The organism is Agromyces sp. P1_H4 (assembly GCF_056405255.1).
In genome coordinates, this window is the sequence record NZ_JBFUCL010000621.1 from 1 (window position 1) to 628 (window position 628).

The 628-nt window shown below is 75.3% G+C and carries 2 pseudogenes; both read left to right on the forward strand.

The window, feature by feature from the left end:
• Window positions 1-275: pseudogene (locus tag AC1DY2_RS20425) on the forward strand (hypothetical protein); the annotation flags it as partial.
• Window positions 272-628: pseudogene (locus AC1DY2_RS20430) on the forward strand (DNA-binding protein); the annotation flags it as partial. The pseudogenes AC1DY2_RS20425 and AC1DY2_RS20430, both read left to right, overlap by 4 nt.

The following is a 628-nucleotide window of genomic DNA, read 5'->3' on the forward strand; positions in this document are numbered from 1 at the left end:
CGCTCGTGCGACTGCTCGTGCTCCTCAGGGAGCGACGGACCGACCTCGGCTGGGACCTCAGGGAGCGACGGACCGACCTCGGCTGGGAGGTCGTGGACCTCATCCTCGCAGGGCGCCGCCAGAAGGAGGCGGCCGCCCTCCTCGCCGTGACTCCGGCCGCGGTCAGCGCCCGACTGAAGGCCGCGATGTGGCGCGCCGAGGAGGACGCGCGCCCGGGCCTGGAGCGACTGCTCGCCGAGCTCGACGCGGAATCCGAACGCGCCGCGACGACGTGACCCGCACCGGGAGGTGGAGCGTCGGCATCGGCGTCGGTGACATCCGGCTGCCGCTTCCGGATGCCGCACGCAAGGCCACCGGCACCGCCTTCATCGCCGCGCGCGAGGCCGTGGTCGCTGCGAAGCGCGCCGAGGGTCGCTTCGCACTCCGGGCGGCCGGCGACCCCCCGCGGCCCGCCGCCGACGTGGAGGCGCTCGTGCGACTGCTCGTGCTCCTCAGGGAGCGACGGACCGACCTCGGCTGGGAGGTCGTGGACCTCATGCTCGCAGGGCGCCGCCAGAAGGAGGCGGCCGCCCTCCTCGCCGTGACTCCGGCCGCGGTCAGCGCCCGACTGAAGGCCGCGATGTGGCGC